Here is a 21,918-nt window from a genome sequence, read left to right on the forward strand (position 1 = left end):
AGCCCATCGAGAAACGGCAAAATGCCATCATCCATGGGCGATTGCAAAACCTCCTGTCCGATCGGTCAGGTGAAGGCTTCGTCCAGCAGCGCATCCATGGCGGCGAACGCGCGCCGAGCCACCCTGGGGTTGTACTCGGCCACGCCGGGGCGCTTGGCCTCGGGGTCGGTAAATGAATGCACGGCGCCACCGTAGCTGAGCAGTTGCCAGTCCACCCCGGCGGCACTCATCTCGGCGGCGAAGGCCGGCAGCTGCTCACGGGGCACCAGCGGGTCGGAGGCGCCGTCGAGCACCAGCACCGCGCCCTTGATGCGCTTGGCGTCGGCGGGGTCGGGCGTATCCAGCGCGCCGTGGAAGGAGACGAAGGCCTTGAGGTCCGCGCCGGCGCGGGCCAGCTCCAGGGCACAGGTGCCACCGAAGCAGAAGCCGAAGGCGGCCTGGCGGGCCGGGTCGATATTCACCGCGTGCTGTTCGCGCAGGGCCTGCAGCGCGGCGACCATGCGCCGGCGCAGCAGTTGGCGGTCTGCCTTGAGCGGCGCCATCGCGGCCCCCGCTTCGTTGGCATCGGCAGGCCGCACCCCGGCACCGTAGAGGTCGACCACCAGCACCACCCTCCTCTCCTCGGCCACCTGGCGCGCGGTGTCGATGGCGCTGTCGGTGATGCCGAACCAGTTGGGCGCCATCAGCAGGGCCGGCCGCGGGTCTTCGACATTGGGGTCATAGACCAGTTGCCCCTCGAAGACCTGGCCGTCGACTTCATAACTGATGGCGTGGGCGCGGATCTGACTCATGGATCACCTCGTTTACCGTGGATGGGATCGGCCGTCCGCTCTGGCCTGGGGCTTCTGGCCCAAGCGCAGGAGCTTAGCCGTGCTTGGCGGCGAACGCACGGATTGGCTGACGATTGCTCGGCCCGGGAACTGCGGGACCGATCGCGTTTCGGGGGCAAGAACGGAACGGCGACTTGCGATTGCGCCATCAGAACGGCATCATCCCGCCGCCGGTTTTCCGGCACCGATGATTTCCAACCAAATTCTTCTCACAAGGAGCGTGATATGAAGGGGCCTTTCGCCGCTGTCCTTCTTTCCCTGTCCCTGCTGGGTGGCTGCGTGACCGTGCCCCAGGGCACCGACTTCCCCGCCCCCGACAAAGCCGCCAGCCCTGCCCAGCAGAGCGTCGCCCTGGCTCCGGTCGAAGTGACCGACAAGACCTTCGTCAAATGGAATGCCGGGCAGACCCAGTCCAGCGGCATGACCCTGAGCCTGGGCAACTACCTGAAGGCCAGCAACCGCTTCAGCAACGTGCGCATGCCCGGTCAGACCCTCGCGGCCGATGACCAGGTGCTGTCGTTCAGCTTCGACACCTACAACGTCCACCGTCGCCCCTATGGCGGTTACTTCCCCTTCGCCCTCGTCACCCTCACCGGCTACATCTGGTTCGGCGGTACCTCCCACATCGACGAATCCAACGTCAGTGGCCGCCTCCAGGTGAGCGATGCCCAGGGCAAGCTGCTGCACAGCTACCAGACCCGCCAATACGGCGAGCGCAGCATCTCGCTTTATTCCATGGGCCCGGTGAACGGCAGCCCCGAGCGCCAGAGCGCCGTTGCCGACCTGCTCGACCAATACCAATCCGATCTTGGAAAACAAACAAAATGACCCAGTTCCTGCGTATCACCACCCTCTTCCTGGGCCTGGCCCTGCTCACCGGCTGCGCCGGCTTCCGCTCGGGCGAAACCGCTGACCTCGGCACCTGGCCGCAAGCCAAGGAACAGAAGCCCTCGCTGCGCTACGTGGTGGAAGGCAAGGTCAAGATGAACGACGAAGACGGCGCCGTGCCGCCGGCCACCGTGAAGGCCTGGTCCGACATCACCGGCAAGGCGTACAAGGAATCCAACCTGTTCTCCTCGGTCAATGAAGGCTTCGGCGACGCCGACATCACCGCCGAAGTGAAGGTGACCAACGACGGCCATGGCAGCATGGCGCTGGCCTTCATCAGTGGCCTGACCCTGATGGTGATACCGTCCACCGCCGAAGATCGCGTGATCACCCAGACCACCTACCGCAACCGCGACGGCAAGGTGCTGGCCGAGGTGACCAAGCAGGACAGCGTGCGCACCTGGATGCAGATCCTGCTGTTCCCCGGCGTCGTGGTCGCCAACCCCTTCAGCAAGATCAACCAGATCCACTACGACAACAACAAGGCGACCATCCTCGACGCCAGCAAGAACGGCGTGTTCTGAACGCCCGCCATGCCATGAAGAAGGCCCGCACTTGCGGGCCTTTTTTCGTTTGGGGTGATGTGCCGGCGAATAGGTGAGCATGGGGCTTTGCAATGGTGGGTTTCGCTGCGCTCTACCCACCCTACGAAGAACACCGTCACTCTGCGCCCATGAAAAAGGCCCGCTGATGCGGGCCTTGTTCTTGAGCCTTGCAAGCCTTAGGCGGAGAGTTCCACCAGCAGCTTGTTGAGGCGGCGCACATAGGCGGCCGGGTCTTTGAGGCTGTCGCCAGCGGCCAGGGCAGCCTGGTCGAAGAGGATGTGCGAGAGCTCGCCGAAGCGGTCTTCGTCCTGCTCGCCATCGAGTTTCTCGATCAGCGGGTGGGCCGGGTTGAACTCGAAGATCGGCTTGGAATCCGGGACTTTCTGGCCGCTGGCTTCGAGGATCTGGCGCATCTGCAGGCCGAGGTCCTGTTCGCCGATGGCGAGGATCGCCGGGGAGTCGGTCAGGCGGTGCGAGACGCGCACTTCCGAGACTTCCTCGCCGAGGGCGGTCTTGAGGCGCTCGACCAGCCCTTCCTTGGCCTTGGCGACTTCTTCCTGGGCCTTCTTGTCCTCTTCCGAGTCCAGCTTGCCGAGGTCGAGGTCACCGCGTGCCACGTCGGCGAAGTGCTTGCCGTCGAACTCGGTGAGGTAGCTCATCAGCCACTCGTCGATGCGGTCGGTGAGCAGCAGCACTTCGATGCCTTTCTTGCGGAAGACTTCCAGGTGCGGGCTGTTCTTCACCTGGGCGTAGGATTCGCCGGTGAGGAAGTAGACCTTGTCCTGGCCTTCCTTCATGCGGCCGATGTAGTCGGCCAGGGAGACGCTCTGCTCGCCGCTTTCGTCGCTGGTGGAGGCGAAGCGCAGCAGGCCGGCGATCTTCTCCTTGTTGGCGAAGTCTTCCGCCGGGCCTTCCTTGAGGACCTGGCCGAAGTTCTTCCAGAAGCCCTTGTATTGCTCGGGTTCGTTCTTGGCCAGCTTCTCCAGCATGTCCAGCACGCGCTTGGTCAGCGCGGACTTCATGGAATCGACCACCGGGCCGGTCTGGAGGATTTCGCGGGAGACGTTCAGCGACAGGTCGTTGGAGTCGACCACGCCCTTGATGAAGCGCAGGTACAGCGGCAGGAACTGCTCGGCCTGGTCCATGATGAACACGCGCTGCACGTAGAGCTTGAGGCCTCGCGGCGCTTCACGCTGGTACAGGTCGAACGGCGCACGGGCCGGGACGTACAGCAGCGAGGTGTATTCCAGCTTGCCTTCGACCTTGTTGTGGCTCCAGGACAGCGGGTTTTCGAAGTCATGGGCGACGTGCTTGTAGAACTCCTGGTATTCCTCGTCCTTCACCTCGGTGCGCGGACGGGTCCACAGGGCGCTGGCGCGGTTGACGGTTTCCCACTCCGGCTCGGCCGGCTTGTCCTTCTCTTCGCCGTAATGTTCCTTCGGCAGCTCGATGGGCAGGGCGATGTGGTCGGAGTATTTCTTGATGACGTTGCGCAGGCGCCAGCCATCGGCGAACTCTTCTTCGCCGCTCTTCAGGTGCAGGACGATGCGGGTGCCGCGCTCGGCCTTCTCGACGCTGGCGATGTCGAACTCGCCCTCGCCTTTCGACGACCAGTGCACGCCTTCGCTGGCGGCGAGGCCGGCACGGCGGCTGTAGACATCGACCTTGTCGGCGACGATGAAGGCGGAGTAGAAGCCCACGCCAAACTGACCGATGAGGTGCGAGTCCTTCTTCTGGTCGCCGGAGAGGTTCTTGAGGAAATCGGCGGTACCGGACTTGGCGATGGTGCCGAGGTGGGCGATGACTTCATCGCGGCTCATGCCGATGCCGTTGTCTTCGAGGGTGACGGTCTTGGCGTCCTTGTCGAAGCTCACGCGGATCTTCAGCTCGGCGCCGCCTTCGAGCAGCTCGGGCTTGGCCAGCGCTTCGAAACGCAGCTTGTCGGCGGCGTCGGAGGCGTTGGAGATCAGCTCGCGCAGGAAGATTTCCTTGTTCGAGTACAGGGAATGGATCATCAGGTGAAGCAGTTGCTTCACTTCGGTCTGGAAGCCCAGGGTTTCTTTTTGAGTCTCCACACTCATGGTCATCTAACTCCACGGATGATTAGGCCGCGACTGCGGCGGATGTCACCCAGATGGGGGCTAGCTGTTCAATTTCAAGGGCTTGCACGGAGACGGCCGACGACCGCCTGGGCAGGCGGTCGTGACAGGTTGGCTCAGGGCTCGAGCAGTTCGATGCGGGCGATTTCTTCAGGGCGCAGCACGAAGCTGGCCTCGCCCTGCCCGGAGATGTTGCGGCGGATGATGATCTGGCCATCGGCGTTGATGCCGTTGAAGCGCCCCTCCGCCAGGCTGCCGCGCTGGGTCTGCACGCGCATGGTGAGGTTCTGGTAGTGGTTGGGGTTGTTCAACAGGCGCTCCAGGGAGAAGCGCAGGCGGCGATCGGCTGGGCGCGAGGGGCGTTCGGCGGGTGCGGGCTCGGCGTCGGCGGTTTCGGCCTTGGCCTGCACGCTGGGCAGCGGTGGGAAGTGGTCGCCCTTGATGGCCCAGCCGCGCAGGTCGCTGCGGGTGAATTGCAACGGCAGGTGCTGGGCGCTGCCATCGATGCGCGCATCCACTTCCAGCTCCAGTTCCCGCGCCGGCAGGCTCACGGCGGGCAGCCGCGCAAGTTCGACGTTGCGGGTGGCGAAACGGCGCTGCAGGTAGTCACGGGCGACATGCTGCAGGGTGTCCACGGAATCGTGGCGCAGGTCGACCTGGCCGTCCTGGTAGCGCAGGCGATCGGTGAACAGTTCGACCTCGCCGCTGAGGGTAGTCTTGAACTGCGGCGGCAGCACCAGGTGGAAGGCGCCGGCGAGCACGTTCGGTCCCTGGCGCTTGAGGTCCAGGTGCAGGGTATAGCCCTTGGCCAGGCGCCGCGCTTCGGGCAGTTCCTGCTCCGGCAGCAGCCAGCTGATTTCCACTTCCGGCTTGCTGCCGGGGTCTTCGGGCAGCACGTCCAGGCGCAGCTCGCCTTCGGGTTGCTGCGCCAGGCGGATGCTCACCTCGCGCCGGGCAAAGAAGTCCTGGCCTTCACGCAGGCTCAACACGCCGTCGATGAGTTCCGCCTGTTGCGGCTGGAACGGCTGGCCGTTGAGTTCGCCACGCAGGTGGATGGCCAGCTCGCTGGGCTCCCGGCGCTCGCCCTTGAGCCACTCGAGGTTGACGATGGCGTGCAGGCGCTCGGGGTCGCTGTAGGCCAGCAGGGTCAGCCCGACGATCAGCGGGATGAAGCCGAGGGCAACGAGCATCACCGCCTTGCGCGCGGTGCGCCAGTGCGCGGCGATATAGCCGAGGGTGATTGGCGGCAGCAGGCTGCCGATTCCCCACAGCAGGCTGGTACCGAAGGCGAGCATGACCAGCCAGACGAGACCGGCGAGGATCAGCAACAGCCCGCCGAGGATCAGTAGTGCATCCATCCAGGATTCCTTGATGCAGGACCGGGCGCATGGTGCCCGGCCACGGGTCAGGGTTCGTCGACCTTGAAGTGGGCACGGGCGGTGGCGATGGGCTCGGTCTGGTTGGTCTGCCAGGCGGTGATGGCGACGTTGGCGACGCGGCGCCCCTGTCGCCAGACCTGGCAGGTGGCGAAGGTGTCACGATAGTGCCCGGCGCGTAGGTAATCTATCGAGAAGTCGATGATTTTGGGCAAATGTGGGATGCCCATGAACATCAGCAGGTGGAGCATCGCGGCATGCTCCATGAAGCCGGCGATGACGCCGCCATGGATGGCCGGCAGGGTCGGGTTGCCGATGTTGTCCTTGTTGGCCGGCAGGCGGAACACCATGTCCTCTCCCAGGCGCAGGCATTCGATGCCCAGCAGCTTGGCGTAGGGGATCAGGCACACCAGCGAGTCGTAGTCGTTCTTGTCGTGGGCTTCGCGCACCAGGGCGTCGAGGTCGAGCTTCATGCCGCACCTCCCTTCTTCAGCTGGCTGGGCTTGCCCATGCGCATGAAGGCGCCAACCACGTGGGCGATGGGCTGTTCGGGGTCGTCCTGGTAGGCGTAGCCACGGGTGAAGATGACGTTCGGCGTGACGCGGTAGCACTCGGCAAAGCCGTAGACGTCCTTGTTCGGTTCGGCCGGGTGCATGTAGTCAATGCGCAGGTCGAGGGTCGGGCAGATCTCGAACTCGGGCAGCACACAGACGGTGGAGATGCCGCAGGTGGTGTCCATCAGGGTGGTGATGGCGCCGCCATGGATGACGCCGGTTTCCGGGTTGCCGATGATCTGCTCGCTGTAGGGCAGGCACAGGGTCAGGCCCTTGCTGTCGGCGCTCTGTACCCGCAGGCCGAGCACCTGGCAATGGCGCAGCACCGAGAGGAAGCGCTGGGCGTTGTCGAGAATGGGGTTGTCGCTCATCCGGTGGTTCCATGGCGTTGGCGTGAAGGCGCGCATGATACCGCGCGGCCCGCCGCTGGGGCGATCCGGCTGAACTTCGAGGGCCAGGGAGGCTCGAAAGGTCGTCGTGCAACCACCAAGACCTAGGAGAATTCCCATGCACAAGTCCTATGCCTATGCGCTTCTGATCGCCACCAGCCTGGGCCTCGCCGCCTGCGACAAGCCGGCCGACGACAAGGCTGCGCAGCCGAGCGAAACCCCGCCCGCCGCCACCCAGCCGGCCCCCAGCGGTGCACCGCAGACCCAGGCACCGGCACCGACCCCGGCCGCCCCCACCACCGCTCCCGAGCCCGCTCCCCAGGGCGGCCAGCCCAGCGGCCAGCAGTAACCCCCGCTCTCCGCCAGCCCCTGCTACCCGGGGGCTGGCGGCATACCGAGGAACTAAAGCGAAACGCCTGGGCTCCAAAACGGCACGAGGTGAAGCCACTCACCCGATCCATGTCGAACCAGGAGAAACACCGTGCGCAAGACCCTTTCCTATGCCCTGATGCTGGCCTTTACCCTGGGCCTGGCAGCCTGCGAAAAAACCCCGGAAGACAAGATGGAGTCGGCCAAGGAGTCGGCGTCCGAAGCGATGGAGTCCCTGGGGGATGCCGCCAAGGAAAGTGGCGAGGCGGCCGAGCAGAAGGCCGATCAGCTCACCGGCCACGAACCCACCGCGGGCGAGAAGGCAGAAGATGCCGCCGACGATATCGGCGATGCCGTGGAAGGTGCCGGCGACGAAGCCAAGGACGCCATCGACGGCAAGTGAGCCGCGCAGCAATCGCCATAACGCAAAGGCCCGCATGATGCGGGCCTTCTTGTATCTGCGAGGTGCCTTCAGTGGCCGATGAACAGCGTGATCAAAGCACCGGGCTGAGCATCAGCAGCAGGCAGCAGACCAGCCCGACGACCCATACCAGGCTGCGCAGCAGGTGGATGTCGTTCCAGTAGAGGAACAGGTAGATCACCCTGGAGACAATGAACACCAACGCCAGCAGGTCGATCAGCCAGCCACGGGTGTCTGTGGTATGGGCCATCAGTACACCGGCGGCGAACAGCGGGAAGATTTCTAGGCTGTTGAGGTGCGCCCCCAGCGCGCGACCGCCGAAGCCGGTCAGACGGGATTGCTGAGCCCGGGGGTGGTGATTGTCATAGCCGCCACCCTCCTCCTTCATGGCCCTGGCCACGGGAATCTTGGCGATGTAGATCAGCAGGGCAGCGAAGAATACGCACCAGAACGGAATACTCATTCGTTTTTCTCCTTCGGCGGTTCCACCGCCTGTGTCGTCGGGGTGTACACCATCACCTCTAGCACAGCGGAGTGGAACTCGCGTCGGTACAGCACGAAAACCACACCCGCGGTGATCAGCATGAAGAACCAGGGATTGATGAACCAGGCGAGCATGGCCAGGCCGAAGTAGTAGCTGCGCAAGCCCAGGTTGAACTGGTTGGCGGCGAGGGAGATGACCCGCGCGGTGCGCGTGGCGAAGTCCTTGCGCTCCTGCTCGCCGACGTTGCGCTCGCCGATCATCGGCGCCGAGCCCACCAGCACGGCGGCGAAGTTGTACTGGCGCATGCACCAGCTGAAGGTGAAGAACGAGTAGACGAACACCACGGCGATGGCCAGCAGCTTGAGTTCGGACATGCCACGGCTGGCCGGCTCGACATAGGGCAGGTCGGCGAGGATCGAGACGGCGCGGTCGGTAGAGCCGAGCACGGTGAGCACGCCGGCGAGGATGATCAGGGTGCTGGAGGCGAAGAACGAGGCGTTGCGCTCGAGGTTGCCGATCACGCTGGCGTCGGCGATGCGGTTGTCGCGCAGCAGCAGGCGGCGCATCCAGTCTTCGCGGTACAGGTGCATGACGGAGGCGAGGCAAGGGGTGTCCCTACCCTTCCAGGTGGCGTAGCGCGTGTAGCCGCCCCAGCAGAGGGTGAACCAGAGGATGGCCAGCAGGTTCCACAGGGCGTGGAAGTCGATCAGCTCGGAGATGTCGGTCATGGGTGTCCTGCGCCGGTTCGTGGCCGGCTGGGGTCCGGGGAAATGGAAAACGGCAGGTAGACGCCACCAGGCCCCGTGGAAGACACCCCATGGCGACGATTGCGCGCCGCGAACCCATTTTCCTATGGACGCGGTGCCATGGCGACCATGAAAAAGGCCGCCCGAAGGCGGCCTCTGATGCAGCGTACGCTGGCTCAGGCCGGCGCGACGGCGGGACGGCCGGCCAGACGGTCGACGATGACGGCCAGTACCAGTACCACCAGCACCGGCAGCAGCCAGGCCAGGCTCTGGCTGGAGAGCGGCAGGTGCTCGATGAAGGACGGCACCAGCGACTTGAAGCCGGCGGCGCCCAGGCCATCGATGAGGCCGAAGAGCAGGGCGACCAGCATGGTGGGCACGAAAACGCGGCGCGACGACAGCCACAGGCGGTCGCACAGGCTCAGCGCCACCAGGACGATAGCCAGGGGGTACAAACCGACCAGCACGGGCACCGAGAAGGCGATCAGCTGGGTCAGCCCCTGGTTGGCCACCAGCAGGCTGAACGCGGCGAGCCCGAGCACCACGGTGCGGTAGGAGACCGGCAGGATGCGGCTGAAGAACTCGCCGCAGGCGGTGAGCAGGCCCACGGCGGTGGTCAGGCACGCCAGGGTGATGACCACGGCCAGCAGCAGGCTGCCGATGGTGCCGAAGGTGTGCTGCACGTAGGCGGTGAGGATCTGCACGCCGTTCTGGGCCTCGCCGGCGATGCCCTGGCTGGTGGCACCGAGGTAGAAGAGCGCGAGGTAGACAATGGCCAAGCCAGAGGCGGCGATGATGCCGGCGATGACCGAATAGCGGGTGACCAGGCCTGCGTCCTCGACGCCGTGGTCGCGGATGGCGGTGGCGATGACGATGCCGAATACCAGGGCGCCCAGGGTGTCCATGGTCAGGTAGCCCTGCAGGAAGCCTTCGACCAGCGGCGCGGCCTGGTAGGCCTGCGAGGTGCTGCCGATGGGGCCCGCCGGCATGCTCAGGGCGGCGCCGCCGAGTACCAGGAGTGCCGCCAGCAGCACGGGGGTGATGAACTTGCCGATGCTGTCGACCAGCTTGCCGGGGTTGAGGGCCAGGAACAGCACAGCTACGAAATACAGCGCGCTGTAGGTGAACAGAGCGATACCGCTTTCACCGGTGAAGGGCGCCACACCCATCTCGAAGGAGACCACGGCAGTACGCGGAGTGGCGAACAGGGGCCCTATGGCCAGGTACACGGCTACCGCGAAGGCCAGGCCGGCGGCCTTGCCGAGCGGCGCGGTCAGGCGGTCCATGCCGCCACCGACGCGTGCCAGGGCGACCACGGTGAGCAGCGGCAGGCCGACACCGGTGAGCAGGAAGCCCAGCGCGGCGCGCCAGACGTTGTCGCCTGCGGCCATGCCGGCGCTGGGCGGGAAGATGATGTTGCCGGCGCCGAGGAACAGCGCGAATGTCATGAAGCCGAGGGCCAGGAGGTCCGAGCCTTTCAAACGAGTCATAGGGGGGAATACCACAGGCAGAATTTCATAGTTTCAGAGGGTTTCCCCGGGGTATGGGAAACGTCATCCATCCGTTTTGGGATCGACCATGGGTGCCCGTTACCTGCCCTTGTGGAGCCTGGCGAGCTTGAGGGGTGCAAGACTAGCGATTTGTGCAGCGGACCGGCACTGACATGCATCAGCCTGTCGACTGGAATTAACTATCTGTCGCCTGGAGGACAGGCGCAGGACAAACACAAAGGCCACCCGAAGGTGGCCTTTGCTCAGTTCGGAAAGCCTTAGGCCTTCTTCACTTCCCAACCGGTCAGCTCGGCCAGGGCCTTGCCGATGTCAGCCAGGGAACGCACGGTCTTCACACCCGCGTCCTGCAGGGCGGCGAACTTCTCGTCCGCAGTGCCCTTGCCGCCGGAGATGATGGCGCCAGCGTGGCCCATGCGCTTGCCGGCCGGAGCGGTGACACCCGCGATGTAGGACACCACCGGCTTGGTCACGTTGGCCTTGATGAAGGCAGCGGCTTCTTCTTCAGCGGAACCGCCGATCTCACCGATCATGACGATCGCTTCGGTCTTCGGGTCTTCCTGGAACAGCTTCAGGATGTCGATGAAGTTGGAGCCCGGGATCGGGTCGCCACCGATGCCCACGCAGGTGGACTGGCCGAAGCCGGCGTCGGTGGTCTGCTTCACGGCTTCATAGGTCAGGGTGCCGGAGCGCGACACGATGCCTACTTTGCCCGGCAGGTGGATGTGACCCGGCATGATGCCGATCTTGCACTCGCCGGGAGTGATCACGCCCGGGCAGTTCGGGCCGATCAGGCGTACGCCCAGCTCGTCGCACTTGACCTTGGCTTCCAGCATGTCGATGGTTGGGATGCCTTCGGTGATGCAGACGATCAGCTTGATGCCGCCGAAAGCCGCTTCGAGGATGGAATCCTTGCAGAACGGAGCCGGAACGTAGATCACCGAAGCGTCAGCGCCGGTGGCTTCCACGGCTTCCTTGACGGTGTTGAACACCGGCAGGCCGAGGTGGGTGGTGCCGCCCTTGCCGGGGGTCACGCCGCCGACCATCTTGGTGCCGTAGGCGATGGCTTGTTCGGAGTGGAAGGTACCCTGCGAGCCGGTGAAGCCCTGGCAGATTACTTTGGTGTCTTTATTGATCAGGACGCTCATTACTTACCCTCCGCGGCCTTGACGACCTGCTGGGCAGCGTCGGTCAGGCTGGTCGCAGCGATGATGTTCAGACCGCTTTCGGCCAGGACCTTGGCGCCGAGCTCGGCGTTGTTGCCTTCCAGGCGGACGACCACCGGGATCTTCACGCCGACTTCTTTCACTGCACCGATGATGCCTTCGGCAATCATGTCGCAACGAACGATACCGCCGAAGATGTTCACCAGAACGGCAGCGACGTTGCTGTCGGACAGGATGATCTTGAAGGCTTCGGTCACGCGCTCTTTGGTAGCACCGCCGCCGACGTCGAGGAAGTTGGCAGGCTTGCCACCGTGCAGGTTGACGATATCCATGGTGCCCATGGCCAGGCCAGCGCCGTTGACCATGCAGCCGATGTTGCCTTCCAGCGCGACGTAGTTCAGTTCCCACTTCTGCGCATGGGCTTCACGAGCGTCGTCCTGGGACGGGTCGTGCATGGCGCGCAGCTTGGGCTGACGGTACATGGCGTTGCTGTCGATGTTGATCTTGGCGTCCAGGCAGTGCAGGTTGCCGTCGGCCTTGATCACCAGCGGGTTCACTTCCAGCAGGGCCAGGTCGTAGTCCTGGAACAGCTTGGCCAGGTTCACGAAGATGTGGGTGAACTGCTTGATCTGGTCGCCTTGCAGGCCCAGTTGGAAGGCCAGTTCACGACCCTGGTAAGGCTGAGCGCCGACCAGCGGATCAACGGTGGCCTTGAGGATCTTCTCGGGGGTCTCGTGAGCGACTTTCTCGATGTCCACGCCACCTTCGGTGGACGCCATGAACACGATACGGCGGCTGGAACGGTCTACCACGGCGCCCAGGTACAGTTCCTTGGCGATATCGGTGCAGGACTCAACCAGGATCTTGGTGACCGGCTGGCCATTGGCGTCGGTCTGGTAGGTCACCAGGCGCTTGCCGAGCCAGTTGGCGGCGAACGCCTTGGCGTCGTCCTTGCTCTTGACCAGCTTTACGCCGCCCGCTTTACCGCGGCCGCCGGCGTGGACCTGGGCCTTGACGACCCACTCGCTACCACCGATTTTTTCGCAGGCTTCTGCGGCTTCTTCCGGGGTGTCCACGGCGAAGCCCTTGGATACGGGCAGGCCGTATTCAGCGAACAGCTGCTTACCCTGATATTCGTGGAGATTCATGCTTGTCTACCGTCTTCGTTTGGGTATTGCCCATTCGGCGCTGCATTCGTGGTGCCGCGCCACCTGTGACTGCTTAAAGGCAGTCCGGCGGGCTTTCCGCGGTGAGCCCCTGGGGACTCACGACGGGTAGCCCGCCGTGGTTCTTCTTTCAGGAATCCGCTGGAGATGCCACGCACAGGCGCGGCATCACCGGCTGATTTCTCAACGCTTCTTGCGGTTGGCGATGTGGATCGCGTGGCCGTTTACGGCCAGGGCCGCTTCGTGCAGCGCTTCGGACAGGGTCGGGTGCGAGAAGACCATCATGCCCAGGTCTTCGGCGCTGGTGCCGAATTCCATGCCGATGGCGCCCTGCTGGACCAGTTCCGCAGCGCTTGGGCCGATCACGTGGACGCCCAGGACGCGGTCGGTCTTGGCATCGGCGATGACCTTGACCAGGCCGGTGGTGTCGTTGGCAGCCATGGCACGGCCGCTGGCCGCGAAGGGGAAGGTACCGATGTTGATTTCGACGCCTTCGGCCTTCAGGGACTGCTCGGTCTTGCCGACCCACGCGATTTCCGGGTGGGTGTAGATCACCGACGGGATCAGGTCGTAGTTCATCTGGGCTTTGTGGCCGGCGATACGCTCGGCGACCATGATGCCCTCTTCCGACGCCTTGTGAGCCAGCATGGCGCCACGGACCACGTCACCGATGGCGAAGACGCCCGGAACGCTGGTCTTGCAGTGGTCGTCGACATAGATGTAGCCACGCTCGTCGAGGGTGACACCGCTGTCGGCAGCCAGCAGCTCGGTGGTAACCGGACGACGGCCAACGGCAACGATCAGCTTGTCGAACACCTGCTTCTGCTCGCCTTCGGCGTCGGTGAAGCTGACGGTGACCTGCTTCTTCTTCACTTCGGAACCGGTGACGCGAGCGCCCAGGCGGATCTTCAGGCCTTGCTTGGTGAGGACCTTCAGGGCTTCCTTGGCGATCTGCTCGTCAGCGGCCGGCAGGAACTTGTCCAGGGCTTCGAGCACGGTGACTTCGGCGCCCAAGCGGGCCCAGACGGAACCCAGCTCGAGACCGATCACGCCAGCGCCGATCACGCCCAGCTTCTTCGGTACGGCCTGGAAGTCCAGGGCACCGGTAGAGTCGACGATGACGTCCTGGTCGACCGGGGCCGGCGGGATGTCGACCGGACGCGAGCCGGACGCGAGGATCACGTTCTCGGCCTGGACGATCTGGGTCTTGCCGTCGGAACCGGTGACTTCGACCTGCTTGTTGGCCAGCAGCTTGCCGTGGCCTTCCAGCAGGGTGACGCCGTTGGCCTTGAACAGGGTGCTTACACCGCCGGTCAGGTTCTTAACGATGCCGTTCTTGCGGGCGACCATGGCCGGTACGTCAATGCTGACGCCCTTGGCTTCGATGCCGTGGATTTTGAAGCCATCGACGGCCTCGTGGTACTTGTAGGAGCTGTCCAGCAGCGCCTTCGACGGAATGCAGCCGACGTTCAGGCAGGTACCGCCCAGGGCGATCTTGCCGTCCTTGTCCTGGTATTTCTCGATGCAGGCGGTTTTCAGGCCGAGCTGGGCCGCCTTGATGGCCGCAACGTAACCGCCGGGGCCCGCACCAATCACTACCACGTCGAATTTCTGGGTCATAACGTTCTCCTAAGCCTCGAGCTTCAAGCGGCAAGCCACAGGCCGGGCTGCGATGCTCTGCAGCTTGCGGCGTGTGGCTTGCAACTGATTTAGATGTCCAGCAGCAGACGAGCCGGATCTTCCAGCAGGTTCTTGATGGTCACCAGGAAGCTGACGGCCTCCTTGCCATCGATCAGGCGGTGATCGTAGGACACTGCCAGGTACATCATCGGGCGGATGACCACTTGGCCGTTGATGGCCATGGGACGCTGGATGATGTTGTGCATGCCGAGGATGGCGGCCTGCGGCGGGTTGACGATCGGGGTCGACATCATCGAACCGAAGGTGCCGCCGTTGGTGATGGTGAAGGTGCCACCGGTCATCTCGTCGATGGACAGCTTGCCGTCACGGGCCTTCTTGCCGAAGGTGGCGATGCCGTTCTCGACTTCGGCCAGGCTCATCAGCTCGGCGTTGCGCAGGACCGGAACCACCAGGCCACGGTCGCTGGAAACGGCTACGCCGATGTCCTGATAGCCGTGGTAGACGATGTCGTTACCGTCGATCGAGGCGTTGACGGCCGGGAAGCGCTTCAGCGCCTCGACGGACGCCTTGACGAAGAAGGACATGAAGCCCAGGCGCACGCCGTTGTGGGTCTTCTCGAACAGGTCCTTGTACTTCGAACGCAGGGCCATGACTTCGGTCATGTCGACTTCGTTGAAGGTGGTCAGCATGGCCATGGTGGACTGTGCTTCGACCAGGCGCTCGGCGACCTTGGCACGCAGGCGGGTCATCGGGACGCGCTTCTCGACGCGGTCACCCGCAGCGAAGACCGGGGCCTCGGCGGCCGGAGCGGCAGCCTTGGCAGCCGGGGCGGCGGCCGGAGCGGATTTCTTCGCTTCGACGGCAGCTACCACGTCTTCCTTGGTCACGCGACCGCCTTTGCCGGTGCCGGCGATGCTGTTCGGGTCGATGCCGTTCTCTTCGGCCAGCTTGCGAGCGGCCGGGGAGAGGATGGCGTCGTCACCACCAGCAGCAGCCGGAGCGGCGGCCTGGGCAGCGGCAGCCGGGGCTGCAGCGGCGGCAGGAGCAGCGCTGGCGGCGCCACCTTCGGTCAGTTTGCCCAGCAGTTCGCCGCTGAGGACGGTGTCGCCCTCGTTCTTGACGATTTCAGCCAGCACGCCGTCGGCTTCGGCCAGTACTTCAAGCACTACCTTGTCGGTCTCGATGTCGACGATCAGCTCGTCACGCTTCACGGCCTCGCCCGGCTTCTTGTGCCAGGTGGCCACGGTGCCGTCGGCAACCGATTCCGGGAATGTAGGGGCTTTGATCTCGATAGCCATTTGTATGGGTTCCTATCTAATTCGGTTTCTTCTGCACGAAGGCGTTAAACAGTAAAGGCATCTTGCAGCAGTTTTTCCTGCTGCTCGGCGTGCATCGAGGCATAGCCGCAGGCCGGAGAGGCCGAGGCGTCACGCCCGGCGTACTCGAGGAACAGGCCTTTGTTGTGGGCTGCCGCGACACGACGCATGTGGTGCTGGCTGCAGTACCAGGCGCCCTGGTTCATCGGCTCTTCCTGGCACCAGACGATGTGCTTGAGGTTCTTGTACTGGGCAAGAACTTCGGCCAGGTCGTCTTCCGGGAACGGGTACAGCTGCTCGATACGCACGATGGCGATGTCTTCACGGCCTTCGGCACGACGTTTTTCCAGCAGGTCGTAGTAGACCTTGCCGCTGCACAGCACCAGACGCTCGACTTTCTTCGGATCGATCGAGTCGATCTCGTTGATCACGGTCTGGAACGAGCCTTCGGCCAGATCTTCCAGGGTCGAGATGGCGAGCTTGTGGCGCAGCAGGGACTTGGGCGTCAGTACGACCAACGGCTTGCGCAGCGGGCGGATCACCTGGCGACGCAGCAGATGGTAGATCTGCGCCGGGGTGGTCGGCATGCACACCTGGATGTTGTGCTCGGCGCACAGCTGAAGGTAACGCTCCAGGCGCGCGGAGGAGTGCTCCGGGCCCTGCCCTTCGTAGCCGTGCGGCAGCAGCATGGTCAGGCCGCAGAGGCGACCCCACTTGTGCTCGCCACTGGTGATGAACTGGTCGATCACCACCTGGGCGCCGTTGGCGAAGTCACCGAACTGGGCTTCCCAGATCACCAGCGCGTTGGGCGTGGTGGTGGAGTAGCCGTATTCGAATGCCAGTACGGCTTCCTCGGAGAGGTAGGAGTCGTACAGCTCGAAGCTCGGCTGGTTGTCGAACAGGTTCTGCAGGGGCAGGTAGGTTCCGGCGTCCTTCTGGTTGTGCAGCGCCGCATGGCGGTGCGAGAAGGTGCCGCGACCCACGTCCTGGCCGGTGATGCGAACCGGGTGGCCTTCGAACAGCAGGGTGGCGTAGGCCATGGTTTCGGCGTAGCCCCAGTTGATCGGCAGGCCGCCGGCGCCCATCTTCTGGCGGTCTTCGAGAATCTTCGAGACCTGGCGCTGGACGACGAAGCCTTCCGGGATCTCCAGCAGCTTGGCGGAGAGTTCCTGCAGGGTCTTGAGCTCGAAACGGGTGTCGTGGCGAGCGGTCCAGGTGTGGCCCAGGTAGGGACGCCAGTCGACGAAGAGCTCCTTGTTGGGCTCTTTGACCAGGCTCTTGACCACGTGCTGACCGTTGTCCAGGGCGGTGCGGTACTCGTCGATCTTGGCCTGCACGCGATCGTCGTCCAGCACGCTGGATTGGATCAGGGCATCGGCATAGAGCTCGCGAGTGGTGCGCTGCTTGGCGATCTGCTGGTACATCAGCGGCTGGGTGCCGCTCGGCTCGTCGGCCTCGTTGTGGCCGCGACGGCGGTAGCAGACCAGGTCGATGACCACGTCACGCTTGAACTGCATGCGGTAGTCGACGGCCAGCTGGGTGACGAAGAGCACGGCTTCCGGGTCGTCGCCGTTCACGTGGAAGATCGGCGCCTGGATCATCTTCGCGACGTCGGTGGCGTACTCGGTGGAGCGCGAGTCGTCCTGACGGCTGGTGGTGAAACCGACCTGGTTGTTGATGACGATGTGCACGGTACCGCCGGTGCGGTAGCCGCGGGTCTGCGACATCTGGAAGGTTTCCATGACCACGCCCTGGCCCGCGAAGGCGGCGTCGCCGTGGATGGAGATCGGCAGTACCTTGTCGCCGGCCTTGTCCTGGCGGCGATCCTGACGGGCACGAACGGACCCCTCGACCACCGGGGAGACGATCTCCAGGTGGGACGGGTTGAACGCGAGCGCCAGGTGGACTTCACCACCCGCGGTCATGACGTTGGAGGAGAAGCCCTGGTGGTACTTCACGTCACCGGAGGACAGGCCTTCGACCTTCTTGCCTTCGAACTCGTCGAACAGGTCGCGCGGGTTCTTGCCGAAGGTGTTGACCAGTACGTTGAGGCGGCCGCGGTGGGCCATGCCGATGACGATTTCCTTGGTGCCGTAGGAGCCGGAACGCTGGATGATCTCGTCCAGCATCGGAATCAGGCTTTCGCCGCCTTCCAGGCCGAAACGCTTGGTGCCCGGGTACTTGGTGCCCAGGTACTTTTCCAGGCCTTCGGCCGCAGTCAGGCGCTCGAGCAGGTGGCTCTGCACTTCGGCGGAGAACGCCGGGCGGCCACGCACGCTTTCCAGGCGCTGCTGGAACCACTTGCGCTGGTCGGAATCGACGATGTGGGTGAACTCGGCACCGATGGTGCGGCAGTAGGTCTGCTGCAGCGACTGATGGATCTCGCGCAGGGTCGCCTCTTCCTTGCCGATGTAAAGCTCACCGGTACGGAAGGTGGTGTCGAGGTCAGCATCGGTCAGGCCGTAATGGTTGATCGACAGATCGGCCGGCACCTTGCGCTGCCAGAGGCCGAGGGGGTCGAGCGTCGCCGCCTGATGGCCGCGCATGCGGTAGGCCTGGATCAGACGCAGGACTTCGACCTGCTTCTTCTCGTGCTCGCTGCTTACGCTGCCAGCCGATACGGGCTGCGCGCGGCGCTGGTTCTTGGCGAGCAGGACGAAGTGGTCGCGAACAGTAGAATGCGATACGTCGGTGGCGGTGTTACCGTCGGCCGGCAACTTCTGGAAGTAGGTGCGCCACTCTTCGGGCACAGCGTTGGGATCGTGCAGGTAAAGCTCATAGAGCTCTTCCACATATGCAGCGTTGCCACCGGATAGGTGGGCGCTGTTCCACATGCGCTGCATTACGCTTTCTTGCATGCTTGGTCACCCTCGGTAAGGGGACACCACCGGCGTGGAATCAGCATCGTGGCTTCAATAGTCCTGGCACAGCGACTCGGTAAAGCCACCAAGGATCCCGCAGATAGTCCGGGCACCAGCCCGGTTGCCCCTGCTGGTCATCTATATATTTTCAAGTAAGGACCGCCGCTTTGTGAGCTGCTGTCCTGGTTTACTGCTGCGCCGGTAGCAAACCGGCGCCGCAGGTATTACGGGTAAAGCATGAAGCGCATCAAGTACCGCTTTGCAGCAGCATGTGACGTACGTGGCCGATCGCCTTGGTCGGGTTCAGACCCTTGGGGCAAACGCTCACGCAGTTCATGATGCCGCGGCAGCGGAACACGCTGAACGGATCGTCCAGCGCGGCCAGACGTTCTTCGGTCTTGTTGTCGCGGCTGTCGGCCAGGAAACGATAGGCCTGCAGAAGCGCAGCGGGACCGAGGAACTTGTCCGGGTTCCACCAGAAGGACGGGCAGGAGGTCGAGCAGCAGGCGCACAGGATGCACTCGTACAGACCGTCCAGCTTCTCGCGCTCTTCCGGCGACTGCAGACGCTCGATCGCCGGGGCGGGCGTGTCGTTCTGCAGGAAGGGTTTCACCTTCTCGTACTGCTTGTAGAAGATGCTCATATCAACGACGAGGTCACGGATGACCGGCAGGCCGGGCAGCGGGCGGATCACCAGCTTGCCGCCCTTGAGGCCGGCAGCGGAGATCGGCGTGATGCAGGCCAGGCCGTTCTTGCCGTTGATGTTCATACCGTCGGAACCGCAGACGCCTTCACGGCAGGAACGACGGTAGGAGAAACCCTCGTCCTGTTCCTTGATCAGGGCCAGCACGTCCAGGACCATGATGTCCTTGCCGCCGGTGTCGACCTGGAAGTCCTGCATGAAGGGCGCAGCGTCCTGGTCCGGGTTGTAGCGATAAACGCTGACTTTCAGAATGTTGGCTTGCGACATATCAGCCACCCTTAATAAGTACGTACTTTGGGTTCAAACGCAGGAACGGTCTTCGGCGCGAAGTTGACGTCGCGCTTGGTGACGCGCTTCTCACCCGGGTAGTACAGGGTGTGGCACAGCCAGTTCTCGTCATCACGCTCTTCGAAGTCTTCGCGGGCATGCGCGCCACGGGATTCCTTGCGGACCTCCGCTGCGATCGCCGTTGCCTCGGCCACTTCGAGCAGGTTCTGCAGCTCCAGCGCTTCGATACGCGCGGTGTTGAAGGCCTGGCTCTTGTCGGCGATCTTGACGTTGGCGATGCGCTCGCGCAGGTCGGCCAACTGGGCGATGCCCTTCTGCATGTACTCGCCGGTGCGGAACACACCGAAGTAGTTCTGCATGCAGTTCTGCAGCTCTTTACGCAGCGGAGCCACGTCTTCACCGCTGCTGCGCTCGTTGACGCCGGACAGGCGCTTGAGCGACAGCTCCAGGTCGGTTTCCGAAGCACCGCGGTGCTCGATACCTTCCTTGAGGGCTTTTTCCAGGTGCAGACCGGCAGCGCGACCGAATACCACCAGGTCGAGCAGCGAGTTGCCGCCCAGGCGGTTGGCACCGTGTACCGACACGCAGGCGACTTCGCCGACCGCGAACAGGCCGTCGATGATGACGTCCTTGCCGCTGGCGTCCTGGGTGATGGCCTGGCCATGAATGTTGGTGGCAACGCCGCCCATCATGTAGTGGCAGGTCGGGATCACCGGTACCGGGGCGACGACAGGGTCGACGTGGGCGAAGGTCTTCGACAGTTCGCAGATACCCGGCAGGCGGCTGTGCAGCACTTCCTCGCCCAGGTGGTCGAGCTTCAGCAGTACGTGGTCCTTGTCCGGGCCACAGCCGTTGCCGGCCAGTACTTCTTTGACCATGGAGCGAGCGACCACGTCGCGGCCGGCCAGGTCCTTGGCGTTCGGAGCGTAACGCTCCATGAAGCGCTCGCCATGGGCGTTGATCAGGTAGCCACCCTCGCCACGGCAGCCTTCGGTCACGAGGACGCCGGCGCCGGCGATACCGGTCGGGTGGAACTGCCACATCTCGATGTCTTGCACCGGCACGCCGGCACGCAGCGCCATGCCGATACCGTCACCGGTGTTGATCAGGGCGTTGGTGGTGGACGCATAGATGCGGCCAGCGCCACCGGTGGCCAGGACCACGGCCTTGGAGCGGATGTAGACGGTCTCGCCGGTCTCGATGCAGATGGCGATGATGCCGACGATGGCGCCATCCTGGTTCTTCACCAGGTCGACGGCGTACCACTCGTTGAGGAACGAGGTGCCGCTCTTCAGGTTGGCCTGGTACAGGGTGTGCAGCAGGGCATGACCGGTACGGTCGGCAGCAGCGCAGGTACGCGCAGCCTGGCCACCCTTGCCGAAGTCCTTGGACTGGCCACCGAACGGACGCTGATAGATGCGGCCTTGCTCGGTACGGGAGAACGGCAGGCCCATGTGTTCCAGTTCGAACACGGCTTCCGGGCCGACGGAGCACATGTATTCGATAGCGTCCTGGTCACCAATGTAGTCGGAGCCCTTGACGGTGTCGTACATGTGCCAGCGCCAATCGTCGTTCGGGTCGGCCGAAGCGATGGCGCAGGTGATGCCGCCCTGAGCGGAAACGGTGTGCGAGCGGGTCGGGAAGACCTTGGTGACCACGGCAGTCTTGTGGCCGCCTTGAGCCAGTTGCAGCGCAGCACGCATGCCGGCGCCGCCGCCACCAACGATGATGGCGTCGTAGGAAAGAGTACGAATGCTAGACATGGATCAGATACCCCACAGAATCTGCACGCCCCAGACGAAGTACGCGAACATGGTGATGCCGCAGACCGCCTGGAACAGGAAACGCACAACGGTTGCCCACTTGCCCAGCGCCATCGGCGTCAGGTAGTCAGTGGAGATGGTCCACATGCCAACCCAGGCATGTACACCGAGTGCAACCAGCCCGAGGAGGCTGAAGATGCGCATCCAGTTCTGGGAGAAAAGACCATGCCAGTCAGCATAGGTCAGGCCGGGATTCGCTACGAGGTAGCCCAGCAGGAAAAGGAAATAAGCCGCGAGAACGACTGCAGAAACGCGCTGAGCCATCCAGTCATAGAGGCCCGAACGCGAGAAGTTCGTGACATTGGTTACCATACCCACACCCCCGCCAGCACGATCAGCACCGCGGAAACCGCGATGACGATTTTCGAGCCCAGCTTGCCGCCCTCGAGCGTCTCGCCGACGCCCACATCCATTACCAGGTGGCGCACACCGGCAACCAGGTGATAAAGCAATGCGGACAGCAGGCCCCAAATCACAAACTTGGCCAGCGGACTGGTCAGGCACGCCTTCACCTCACCGAAGCCTTCCTCGGATGCCAGCGACTTGCCGAGCGCATAAAGCAGCACAGCAATACCGACGAAAAGGATGACACCGGAGATACGGTGGAGAATGGACGTGTAAGCAGTGATTGGGAGTTTGATGGTCCTGAGATCTAGGTTTACAGGTCGTTGGCTATTCACGGCTGTTTTTTTCACACTGAGGCCCCTAACAATCAGGGCAAGTTGTCGGGAAGTGCACTGGTCAG

21 protein-coding genes are annotated in these 21,918 nt (G+C 63.8%); 4 read left to right on the top strand and 17 right to left on the bottom strand.

The genetic code is table 11. From position 1 onward, the window contains the following. Positions 1-65 precede the first annotated feature (65 nt). Positions 66-791 carry a dienelactone hydrolase family protein gene (locus PI990_RS20685; protein ID WP_271658317.1) on the bottom strand — a complete coding sequence of 242 codons (726 nt, stop codon included), beginning with the start codon at positions 789-791 and terminating at the stop codon, positions 66-68. Positions 792-1,055: 264 nt separating this feature from the next. On the opposite strand from PI990_RS20685, the gene PI990_RS20690 reads away from it, so the two are divergent. Together PI990_RS20690 and PI990_RS20695 are read left to right on the top strand one after the other, a co-directional pair. Continuing rightward, positions 1,056-1,658 carry a hypothetical protein gene (locus tag PI990_RS20690; protein WP_263403575.1) on the top strand — a complete coding sequence of 201 codons (603 nt, stop codon included), beginning with the start codon at positions 1,056-1,058 and terminating at the stop codon, positions 1,656-1,658. After that, positions 1,655-2,242, top strand: a complete 588-nt coding sequence (locus tag PI990_RS20695) for a hypothetical protein (protein ID WP_271658318.1) — start codon at positions 1,655-1,657, stop codon at positions 2,240-2,242. The genes PI990_RS20690 and PI990_RS20695 overlap by 4 nt, the downstream gene beginning before the upstream one ends. Before the next feature lie 197 nt (positions 2,243-2,439). Here the strand turns inward: PI990_RS20695 and htpG are convergent, their stop codons facing one another. The 4 genes from htpG to PI990_RS20715 form a co-directional block, all read right to left on the bottom strand. After that, a complete protein-coding gene (gene htpG, locus PI990_RS20700) occupies positions 2,440-4,344 on the bottom strand; it encodes a molecular chaperone HtpG (RefSeq protein WP_271658319.1) in 1,905 nt (634 codons plus the stop codon). A 134-nt stretch (positions 4,345-4,478) separates the two neighbouring features. Further along, the gene (locus tag PI990_RS20705; protein ID WP_271658320.1) at positions 4,479-5,720 is read right to left on the bottom strand and encodes an MFS transporter; all 1,242 of its coding nucleotides are present in this window, start codon (positions 5,718-5,720) and stop codon (positions 4,479-4,481) included. Between the two features lie 47 nt (positions 5,721-5,767). Next, complete coding sequence (locus PI990_RS20710) at positions 5,768-6,211, bottom strand: PaaI family thioesterase (RefSeq protein WP_021216861.1); 444 nt, start codon at positions 6,209-6,211, stop codon at positions 5,768-5,770. Then, a complete protein-coding gene (locus PI990_RS20715) occupies positions 6,208-6,663 on the bottom strand; it encodes a PaaI family thioesterase (protein WP_021216860.1) in 456 nt (151 codons plus the stop codon). Before PI990_RS20715 ends, PI990_RS20710 begins: the two co-directional genes overlap by 4 nt. A 136-nt stretch (positions 6,664-6,799) precedes the next feature. Here PI990_RS20715 and PI990_RS20720 point away from each other — a divergent pair, with 136 nt between their 5' ends. Then, on the top strand, positions 6,800-7,030 hold the full coding sequence (locus PI990_RS20720; RefSeq protein ID WP_271658321.1) for a hypothetical protein: 231 nt from the start codon (positions 6,800-6,802) through the stop codon (positions 7,028-7,030). A 132-nt stretch (positions 7,031-7,162) separates the two neighbouring features. Beyond that, positions 7,163-7,453 (top strand): hypothetical protein, encoded by a 291-nt coding sequence (locus PI990_RS20725; protein ID WP_021216858.1) that lies wholly within the window; start codon positions 7,163-7,165, stop codon positions 7,451-7,453. 91 nt (positions 7,454-7,544) lie between these two features. On the opposite strand, the gene PI990_RS20730 is transcribed toward PI990_RS20725, so the two are convergent. The 12 genes from PI990_RS20730 to sdhC form a co-directional block, all read right to left on the bottom strand. After that, positions 7,545-7,934: an MAPEG family protein gene (locus tag PI990_RS20730; protein WP_021216857.1), complete on the bottom strand. Its 390-nt coding sequence runs from the start codon at positions 7,932-7,934 to the stop codon at positions 7,545-7,547. Next, positions 7,931-8,683, bottom strand: a complete 753-nt coding sequence (locus PI990_RS20735; RefSeq protein WP_184490807.1) for a DUF599 domain-containing protein — start codon at positions 8,681-8,683, stop codon at positions 7,931-7,933. The genes PI990_RS20730 and PI990_RS20735 overlap by 4 nt, the downstream gene beginning before the upstream one ends. A 194-nt stretch (positions 8,684-8,877) precedes the next feature. After that, a complete protein-coding gene (brnQ, locus tag PI990_RS20740; RefSeq protein ID WP_184490806.1) occupies positions 8,878-10,191 on the bottom strand; it encodes a branched-chain amino acid transport system II carrier protein in 1,314 nt (437 codons plus the stop codon). A 278-nt stretch (positions 10,192-10,469) separates the two neighbouring features. Further along, on the bottom strand, positions 10,470-11,357 hold the full coding sequence (sucD, locus tag PI990_RS20745; RefSeq protein ID WP_021216854.1) for a succinate--CoA ligase subunit alpha: 888 nt from the start codon (positions 11,355-11,357) through the stop codon (positions 10,470-10,472). Continuing rightward, positions 11,357-12,523: an ADP-forming succinate--CoA ligase subunit beta gene (gene sucC, locus PI990_RS20750; protein ID WP_021216853.1), complete on the bottom strand. Its 1,167-nt coding sequence runs from the start codon at positions 12,521-12,523 to the stop codon at positions 11,357-11,359. Before sucC ends, sucD begins: the two co-directional genes overlap by 1 nt. Before the next feature lie 201 nt (positions 12,524-12,724). Continuing rightward, a complete protein-coding gene (gene lpdA / locus PI990_RS20755; protein WP_271658322.1) occupies positions 12,725-14,161 on the bottom strand; it encodes a dihydrolipoyl dehydrogenase in 1,437 nt (478 codons plus the stop codon). Between the two features lie 89 nt (positions 14,162-14,250). Beyond that, complete coding sequence (gene odhB, locus PI990_RS20760; RefSeq protein ID WP_271658323.1) at positions 14,251-15,480, bottom strand: 2-oxoglutarate dehydrogenase complex dihydrolipoyllysine-residue succinyltransferase; 1,230 nt, start codon at positions 15,478-15,480, stop codon at positions 14,251-14,253. Positions 15,481-15,524: 44 nt separating this feature from the next. Further along, positions 15,525-18,356 (bottom strand): 2-oxoglutarate dehydrogenase E1 component, encoded by a 2,832-nt coding sequence (locus PI990_RS20765; RefSeq protein WP_184490804.1) that lies wholly within the window; start codon positions 18,354-18,356, stop codon positions 15,525-15,527. A 250-nt stretch (positions 18,357-18,606) separates the two neighbouring features. After that, a complete protein-coding gene (locus PI990_RS20770) occupies positions 18,607-19,314 on the bottom strand; it encodes a succinate dehydrogenase iron-sulfur subunit (RefSeq protein ID WP_031286833.1) in 708 nt (235 codons plus the stop codon). Between the two features lie 26 nt (positions 19,315-19,340). After that, complete coding sequence (gene sdhA / locus PI990_RS20775; RefSeq protein WP_184490803.1) at positions 19,341-21,113, bottom strand: succinate dehydrogenase flavoprotein subunit; 1,773 nt, start codon at positions 21,111-21,113, stop codon at positions 19,341-19,343. 3 nt (positions 21,114-21,116) lie between these two features. Next, on the bottom strand, positions 21,117-21,485 hold the full coding sequence (gene sdhD / locus PI990_RS20780) for a succinate dehydrogenase, hydrophobic membrane anchor protein (protein ID WP_021216847.1): 369 nt from the start codon (positions 21,483-21,485) through the stop codon (positions 21,117-21,119). Further along, the gene (sdhC, locus tag PI990_RS20785) at positions 21,479-21,853 is read right to left on the bottom strand and encodes a succinate dehydrogenase, cytochrome b556 subunit (RefSeq protein ID WP_265170590.1); all 375 of its coding nucleotides are present in this window, start codon (positions 21,851-21,853) and stop codon (positions 21,479-21,481) included. The genes sdhD and sdhC overlap by 7 nt, the downstream gene beginning before the upstream one ends. Positions 21,854-21,918 lie beyond the last annotated feature (65 nt).

Source organism: Pseudomonas sp. TUM22785, from assembly GCF_028198105.1.
Lineage (GTDB): Bacteria > Pseudomonadota > Gammaproteobacteria > Pseudomonadales > Pseudomonadaceae > Metapseudomonas > Metapseudomonas solani.

What these genes read in the sequence shown, in the direction of transcription:
- PI990_RS20685 (WP_271658317.1), bottom strand. Translation starts at nt 791, where the DNA reads ATGAGTCAGATCCGCGCCCACGCCATCAGTTATGAAGTCGACGGCCAG.
- PI990_RS20690 (WP_263403575.1), top strand. Translation starts at nt 1,056, where the DNA reads ATGAAGGGGCCTTTCGCCGCTGTCCTTCTTTCCCTGTCCCTGCTGGGT.
- PI990_RS20695 (WP_271658318.1), top strand. Translation starts at nt 1,655, where the DNA reads ATGACCCAGTTCCTGCGTATCACCACCCTCTTCCTGGGCCTGGCCCTG.
- htpG (WP_271658319.1), bottom strand. Translation starts at nt 4,344, where the DNA reads ATGAGTGTGGAGACTCAAAAAGAAACCCTGGGCTTCCAGACCGAAGTG.
- PI990_RS20705 (WP_271658320.1), bottom strand. Translation starts at nt 5,720, where the DNA reads ATGGATGCACTACTGATCCTCGGCGGGCTGTTGCTGATCCTCGCCGGT.
- PI990_RS20710 (WP_021216861.1), bottom strand. Translation starts at nt 6,211, where the DNA reads ATGAAGCTCGACCTCGACGCCCTGGTGCGCGAAGCCCACGACAAGAAC.
- PI990_RS20715 (WP_021216860.1), bottom strand. Translation starts at nt 6,663, where the DNA reads ATGAGCGACAACCCCATTCTCGACAACGCCCAGCGCTTCCTCTCGGTG.
- PI990_RS20720 (WP_271658321.1), top strand. Translation starts at nt 6,800, where the DNA reads ATGCACAAGTCCTATGCCTATGCGCTTCTGATCGCCACCAGCCTGGGC.
- PI990_RS20730 (WP_021216857.1), bottom strand. Translation starts at nt 7,934, where the DNA reads ATGAGTATTCCGTTCTGGTGCGTATTCTTCGCTGCCCTGCTGATCTAC.
- PI990_RS20735 (WP_184490807.1), bottom strand. Translation starts at nt 8,683, where the DNA reads ATGACCGACATCTCCGAGCTGATCGACTTCCACGCCCTGTGGAACCTG.
- brnQ (WP_184490806.1), bottom strand. Translation starts at nt 10,191, where the DNA reads ATGACTCGTTTGAAAGGCTCGGACCTCCTGGCCCTCGGCTTCATGACA.
- sucD (WP_021216854.1), bottom strand. Translation starts at nt 11,357, where the DNA reads ATGAGCGTCCTGATCAATAAAGACACCAAAGTAATCTGCCAGGGCTTC.
- sucC (WP_021216853.1), bottom strand. Translation starts at nt 12,523, where the DNA reads ATGAATCTCCACGAATATCAGGGTAAGCAGCTGTTCGCTGAATACGGC.
- lpdA (WP_271658322.1), bottom strand. Translation starts at nt 14,161, where the DNA reads ATGACCCAGAAATTCGACGTGGTAGTGATTGGTGCGGGCCCCGGCGGT.
- odhB (WP_271658323.1), bottom strand. Translation starts at nt 15,480, where the DNA reads ATGGCTATCGAGATCAAAGCCCCTACATTCCCGGAATCGGTTGCCGAC.
- PI990_RS20765 (WP_184490804.1), bottom strand. Translation starts at nt 18,356, where the DNA reads ATGCAAGAAAGCGTAATGCAGCGCATGTGGAACAGCGCCCACCTATCC.
- sdhA (WP_184490803.1), bottom strand. Translation starts at nt 21,113, where the DNA reads ATGTCTAGCATTCGTACTCTTTCCTACGACGCCATCATCGTTGGTGGC.
- sdhD (WP_021216847.1), bottom strand. Translation starts at nt 21,485, where the DNA reads ATGGTAACCAATGTCACGAACTTCTCGCGTTCGGGCCTCTATGACTGG.